This window comes from Pseudomonas sp. SED1 (assembly GCF_034044025.1).
Classification (GTDB): domain Bacteria; phylum Pseudomonadota; class Gammaproteobacteria; order Pseudomonadales; family Pseudomonadaceae; genus Aquipseudomonas.
Genome location: NZ_JAXCIS010000239.1, coordinates 1 through 6359 on the forward strand (window position 1 = coordinate 1; position 6359 = coordinate 6359).

The 6359-nt window shown below is 61.1% G+C and carries 5 protein-coding genes; all 5 read left to right on the plus strand.

Features of this window, described 5'->3' with window-relative positions; genetic code table 11:
• The first annotated feature begins 208 nt into the window (after nucleotides 1-208).
• The 5 genes from SNL23_RS31365 to SNL23_RS31385 all read left to right on the plus strand — a co-directional run bounded on the left by SNL23_RS31365 (nucleotide 209) and on the right by SNL23_RS31385 (nucleotide 6348).
• Nucleotides 209-1135, plus strand: a complete 927-nt coding sequence (locus SNL23_RS31365) for a substrate-binding domain-containing protein (protein WP_017475204.1) — start codon at nucleotides 209-211, stop codon at nucleotides 1133-1135.
• A gap of 63 nt (nucleotides 1136-1198) precedes the next feature.
• Nucleotides 1199-2707, plus strand: a complete 1509-nt coding sequence (locus tag SNL23_RS31370; protein WP_318304742.1) for a sugar ABC transporter ATP-binding protein — start codon at nucleotides 1199-1201, stop codon at nucleotides 2705-2707.
• Nucleotides 2673-3665 carry an ABC transporter permease gene (locus tag SNL23_RS31375; RefSeq protein ID WP_017475202.1) on the plus strand — a complete coding sequence of 331 codons (993 nt, stop codon included), beginning with the start codon at nucleotides 2673-2675 and terminating at the stop codon, nucleotides 3663-3665. The genes SNL23_RS31370 and SNL23_RS31375 overlap by 35 nt, the downstream gene beginning before the upstream one ends.
• Nucleotides 3666-3734: 69 nt before the next feature.
• Nucleotides 3735-4814 (plus strand): alcohol dehydrogenase catalytic domain-containing protein, encoded by a 1080-nt coding sequence (locus SNL23_RS31380; protein WP_167665594.1) that lies wholly within the window; start codon nucleotides 3735-3737, stop codon nucleotides 4812-4814.
• Nucleotide 4815: 1 nt separating this feature from the next.
• Nucleotides 4816-6348: an FGGY-family carbohydrate kinase gene (locus SNL23_RS31385; protein WP_318304744.1), complete on the plus strand. Its 1533-nt coding sequence runs from the start codon at nucleotides 4816-4818 to the stop codon at nucleotides 6346-6348.
• Nucleotides 6349-6359 lie beyond the last annotated feature (11 nt).

Sequence of the window (6359 nt, forward strand, 5' to 3'; positions counted from 1 at the left end):
TTTTGGTTACTTTTGGGCTCCTTTCAAAAGTGACCCGCTGTAAGAGCGGAACCAATAGCCGCCCTGACCGCAGCAACGGATATGTACACCACCCCCGCCACCACCGATCAAACACCCCTTGCGACCCCCCAATTTCTTTGCTAGCTTCTTACAAAATGTTAACGATAACATTTGCTCTAAAAATAAAAACAAAACAGAGATCCCTACCATGAAAATGCTTCCGAAAACCCTGTGTTTGTTGGCTCTGAGCATCAATCTTGGCACTTCTGGCCTGGCCCTGGCCGACACCAAACCCGCCCCCATCCGCATCGGCGCGTCCTTCCAGGAAATCAACAACCCTTACTTCGTCACCATGAAAGACGCCCTGCAGGAAGCCGGGGCGACCATCGGTGCGCAGTTGATCATCACCGACGCCCGCCACGACGTGTCCAAACAGGTCAGCGACGTCGAAGACATGCTGCAAAAGGGCATCGACATTCTGCTGATCAACCCCACCGACTCGGTCGGCGTGCAATCAGCCGTCAAATCCGCCCATGCCGCCGGCGTAGTCGTGGTCGCCGTCGACGCCCAGGCCGAAGGCCCACTGGACTCCTTCGTTGGCTCGAAAAACTTCGACGCCGGCTTCCAGGCCTGCGAATACCTGGCCAAGAACATCGGTGACAAGGGCAATATCGCCATCCTCGACGGCATCGCCGTGGTGCCGATCCTGGAACGCGTACGCGGTTGCAAAGAGGCCGTGGCCAAGCACCCGGACATCAAGATCGTGAGCATCCAGAACGGCAAGCAGGAACGTGACCAGGCGCTGACCGTCACCGAAAACATGCTGCAAGCCCAACCCACCCTCAAGGGCATTTTCAGCGTCAACGACAACGGCTCCCTCGGTGCACTCTCGGCCATCGAAGCCAGTGGCCTGGACGTCAAACTGGTGAGCGTCGACGGCGCGCCGGAAGCGATCAAGGCTATCCAGAAACCCGGCAGCAAATTCATCGCCACCTCCGCGCAATACCCCCGTGACCAGATCCGCCTGGCCCTGGGCATCGCCCTGGCCAAGAAATGGGGCTCGCAAGTGCCGGCCACGATCCCGGTGGACATCACCCTGATCGACCAGGCCAAGGCCAAGGATTTCAGCTGGTAAAACACCCAGGCCCCACGCCAGGCGTGGGGCACAGGTCATCCATCTGAATGCGAGGTCGGCGGTATGAGCAGTCTTCTGAAGCTGGAAAATATCTGTAAGCGCTACCCGGGGGTGCAAGCCCTCAAGGCGATCAACCTGGAAGTGCAGCGCGGCGAGATTCATGCCTTGCTCGGGGAAAACGGCGCGGGCAAATCGACCCTGATGAAGATCCTTGGCGGGGTCGAGCACCAGGATGAAGGGCAGATCCTGATCGACGGCGAGGCCCGGCAGTTCGCGACCTACCGTGATGCGATTGCCGCTGGTATTGGCATCGTGTTCCAGGAATTCAGCCTGATTCCCTACCTCACGGCAGTGGAAAATATCTTCCTCGGCCATGAGCTGAGCAACCGCTTCGGCCTGTTGCGCAAGCGCGAAATGGTCGAGGCGAGCGAGGCGTTGTTCAAGCGCCTCGGCGTCAGCATCGACCTGCAATGCGCGGTCAAGCACCTGAGTGTGGCCGAGCAGCAGTTCGTCGAGATCGCCAAGGCCCTGGCCCTGGATGCGCGGCTGCTGGTGCTCGACGAACCCACCGCCACGCTGACGCCGAGCGAAGCCGAGCTGCTGTTCGAGATCATGCGTGAGCTCAAGCGCCAGGGCGTGGCGGTGATTTTTATCTCTCACCACCTGGAGGAGATTTTCCAGGTGTGCGACCGCATCAGCGTGCTGCGCGACGGCGGCAATGTGGGCGTCACCGATGTGGCCGACAGCGATATCGACCGCTTGGTGGAAATGATGGTCGGCCGCCGCCTGGAATGCAGCTTTCCGCCCAAGCCCAGCAGCGAACGTGGGCCGCTGTTGCTGGAGGTCAAGGACATCCAACTGGTGCGCAACGGTCCCCACAACCACTTTGAATTGCACAAGGGCGAGATTCTCGGCTTTGCCGGCCTGGTGGGTTCCGGCCGTACCGAATTGGCGCTGGGCATGATGGGCGCGCTGCCATCGGTGAGCAAAGACGTATGGCTGCGCGGCGAAAAAATTACCCTCGACGACCCGGCCCAGGCCTTGGCCCATGGCATCGGCCTGCTGCCGGAAAGCCGCAAGAGCGAAGGGCTGATTACCGACTTCAGCATTCGCGAAAACATCTCCCTCAACAACCTGCCCAAATACCAGAACGCCAGCGGCCTGATCGACAAGGACAAGGAATGCGCCAGCGTCGAAGCGCTGATGCGCCAGCTGTCGATCAAGGCTCCCAGCGGCGAGAGCCGGGTGTTCAACCTTAGCGGCGGCAACCAGCAGAAAGTCGTGATTGCCCGCTGGATCAACCATCACTGCGACGTGCTGGTGTTCGACGAACCCACCCGTGGCATCGATGTTGGCGCCAAGGCGCAGATCTACGCACTGATGCGCAGCCTCACCGAACAAGGCTACGCAATCATCATGATTTCCTCGGAACTGCCGGAAGTCATCGGCATGTGCGACCGCGTCGCCGTGTTCCACAAGGGCGCCATCGTCAAGGTACTGGAAGCGTCTGCCGTCAATCCTCAAGAGGTCATGCGCCATGCAACAGGGGGCTCAAGTGAATACGTCCATTAATGCCGTGACGCCTGGCCGGCTGCGGCTGAACCTGGCGCGGTTGATTCGCTCACCGGCGTTTTATCCCTTTGTCGGGCTGCTGGTGGTGACGCTGGTGATGATCTTCGCCAGCGATAATTTCCTGACGGCCAACAACCTGTCGAACATTGCGCGCCAGGTGTCGATCAACGCGATTATCGCGGTGGGCATGACTTGCGTGATTCTTACCGGCGGCATCGATTTGTCGGTAGGGCCGGTGATGGCCTTGTCCGGCACCCTGACCGCCGGCTTGATGGTCGCCGGCTTGCCGCCGGGCCTGGCGATTGGCGCCGGGATGCTGGTCGGCGTGGCCTTCGGCATCGGCAACGGCTTGTTTGTCGCCTACCTGCACATGCCGCCGATCATCGTCACCCTGGCGACCATGGGCATCGCCCGCGGGTTCGGCCTGATGTACACCGATGGCTACCCGATTTCCGGTCTGCCGGAGTGGTTTGGCTTCTTTGGTCGCGAAAGCCTGTTCGGTATTTCGGTGCCGATCCTGATCATGCTGGTGACGTACCTGGCGGCCTATGTGCTGCTGCAACACACCCGCATCGGTCGCTATATCTACGCGATTGGCGGCAATGAGGAAGCGGTGCGCCTGTCCGGTGTGCGGGCGGCGCGCTTCAAGTTGCTGGTGTATGGCATCAGCGGTTTTACCGCCGCGATTGCCGGGCTGGTGCTGACCTCGCGCTTGATGAGTGGCCAGCCGAATGCCGGGGTGTCGTTTGAACTCGACGCGATTGCCGCCGTGGTCCTGGGCGGCGCCTCGATTGCCGGCGGGCGCGGGGTGATTGTCGGCACCTTGCTCGGCGCCATGCTGCTGGGGGTGTTGAACAACGGCTTGAACATGCTCGGGGTCTCGCCCTACGTCCAGAGCGTGATCAAGGGCGGGATCATTTTGCTGGCGATCTTTATCAGCCGTCAGCGCCACAAGTAAACCGGTTATCTCCACGCGGCCATGGTGGCCGCGATGGGTTCTCTCATGCTCAAGAAAGGTCCGCACATCATGGAAAAGCACAACCAAATGCAAGCCGTCGTCTGCCACGGCCCGAAAGACTACCGCCTGGAACGCATCAGCAAACCCCAGGCGCGGGTCAATGAACTGGTGATCCGTATCGCCGCCTGCGGCATCTGCGCCAGTGACTGCAAATGCCACTCGGGCGCTGCGATGTTCTGGGGCGGCGACAACCCGTGGGTCAAGGCGCCGGTGGTGCCGGGGCATGAGTTTTTCGGCTACGTGGTGGAAGCGGGTGAGGGTGCCGAGGAACACTTTGAAGTGAAGGTCGGCGACAAGGTGATCGCCGAGCAGATCGTGCCGTGTGGCAAGTGCCGTTTCTGCAAGTCCGGCAAGTACTGGATGTGTGAAGTGCACAACATCTTCGGCTTCCAGCGTGAAGTCGCCGAGGGTGGCATGGCCCAGTACATGCGCATTCCGAAGACCGCCATTGTGCACAAGATTCCGGAGTCGGTGTCCCTGGAAGATTCGGCGCTGATCGAGCCGATGTCCTGCGCGATTCACACCGTCAACCGCGGTGAGATCCAGTTGGATGACGTGTTGGTGATTGCTGGTGCCGGCACCCTGGGCCTGTGCATGGTGCAGGTGGCGGCGCTAAAAACGCCGAAGAAACTGGTGGTGATCGACATGGTCGACGAGCGCCTGGAACTGGCGAAGCAGTACGGGGCCGACGTGGTGATCAACCCGTCGCGAGACAATGCTCGCGAGATCATCAATAGCCTGACCGACAACTACGGCTGCGACGTGTACATCGAAACAACCGGCGTACCGGCGGGCGTTACCCAGGGCCTGGACTTGATCCGCAAGCTCGGGCGGTTTGTCGAGTTCAGTGTGTTTGGTGCCGAGACCAGCGCCGACTGGTCGATCATCGGCGACCGCAAGGAACTGGACGTACGCGGCGCGCACCTGGGGCCGTATTGCTACCCGGTGGCCATCGACCTGTTCGAGCGCGGCCTGGTGACCTCCAAGGGCATCGTGACCCATGACTTCGGGCTGGATAACTGGGCCGAGGCGTTTGAACTGGCCAACTCGACCAAGTCGATCAAGGTGCTGCTGAAACCGGTGGTCTGAGATGAACTACGTAATGGGTGTGGACATCGGCACGCAAAGCACCAAGGCGCTGCTGGTGGATGCGGACGGTTTGATCATCGCCCAGCACAGCCAAGGGTATCGCGTGGACACCCCGAAAGTGCGCTGGGCCGAGCAGTGGCCGCAGGTCTGGCTGGATGCGGTCGAGGTCTGCATTGCCCAGTGCATGGCCAAGGCCGGCGTCGCGAAAGAACAGGTCAAGGCGCTGTGCATCAGCAGCCTGTACGGCGGCTCTGGAATTGCCGTGGACGCGCAGATCACGCCGCTGCACCCGTGCCTGATCTGGATGGACCGGCGCGCGGGCGAGCAAGTGGAGTGGGTGCGCGAGCATGTGGACCTGGAGCGGCTGTTCGCGATTACCGGCAACTCGGTGGACAGCTACTACGGCTTCACCAAGATGCTCTGGCTCAAGCAGCATCAGCCGCAGGTGTGGGCCAACACCCGCTACCTGCTGCCGCCCAACAGCTATATCAACTATTGCCTGACCGGTGAGTTGGCGGTGGATCACAGCAGCGCCGGCAATATCGGTGGCGTCTACGATGTGGTGCAGCGTGGCTGGTCGGCCGAGATGCTGGCGGCGCTTGAGATTCCGTTGGCGATGATGCCGGAGCGCTTGCTGTATTCCGGTGAAGTGGTGGGCGGGTTACTCGAGGAATGGGCGCAGCGATTGGGCTTGTGGGCGGGTACGCCGATCCTTGCCGGAGGCGTGGATGCAGCCATGGCTACATTGGCCGCCGGAGTGACGCGACCGGGCAATCACGTGGCGATGATCGGCACCAGCATGTGCTGGGGTTATCTCAATCAGCAGGTGGACGCGCGCCATGGCCTGGTGAGCATGCCCCACGTCTATAACGGCCATCAGGACCTGTACATCTTCGGCGGTGCGATTACCGCCGGGGCGTCGGTCAGTTGGTTTCGCGAGCAGTTCTGCCAGGCCGAAGAGCAGCAGGCCAGGGACACCGGCCAGGACAGTTTGTGGCTGCTGGAGCAGAGCGCCGCGAAGATCCCGGCGGGCAGTGAAGGGCTGTTGTTCCTGCCGTACCTCATGGGCGAACGCAGCCCGGTGTGGGATGACCGCGCCAGTGGCAGCTTTGTCGGGCTGAACCTGTATCACAGCCGTATCCACCTGTACCGCGCGGTGCTCGAAGGGGTGAGTTTTGCCCTGCGGCACAATATCGAAGCGGGCACTCGTGGGGCGCATTCCCTTGATCCACGGTTGATTGTGGTGGGTGGGGCGAGCCATTCGGATTTGTGGATGCAGATCATTGCGGACATCACCCACTACCCGGTTTACACCATTGTGCAAGAGGTGGAGGCAGCACTGGGCGCGGCGTTGCTGGCGGCCCATGCAGTGGGGTTGGTGGATGATCGGCAGATGGAGAAGGGCTGGGTGCAGTTGGAGCTGCGGGCGGAGCCGGAGGTTGGGAATGTCGGGGTGTATGACCGGGCGTTTGCCAGTTATCTAGAGCTGTATCCGGCGCTGAAACCGGTGATGCACAGCTTGCAATTAAATTAAGCGAACACCGA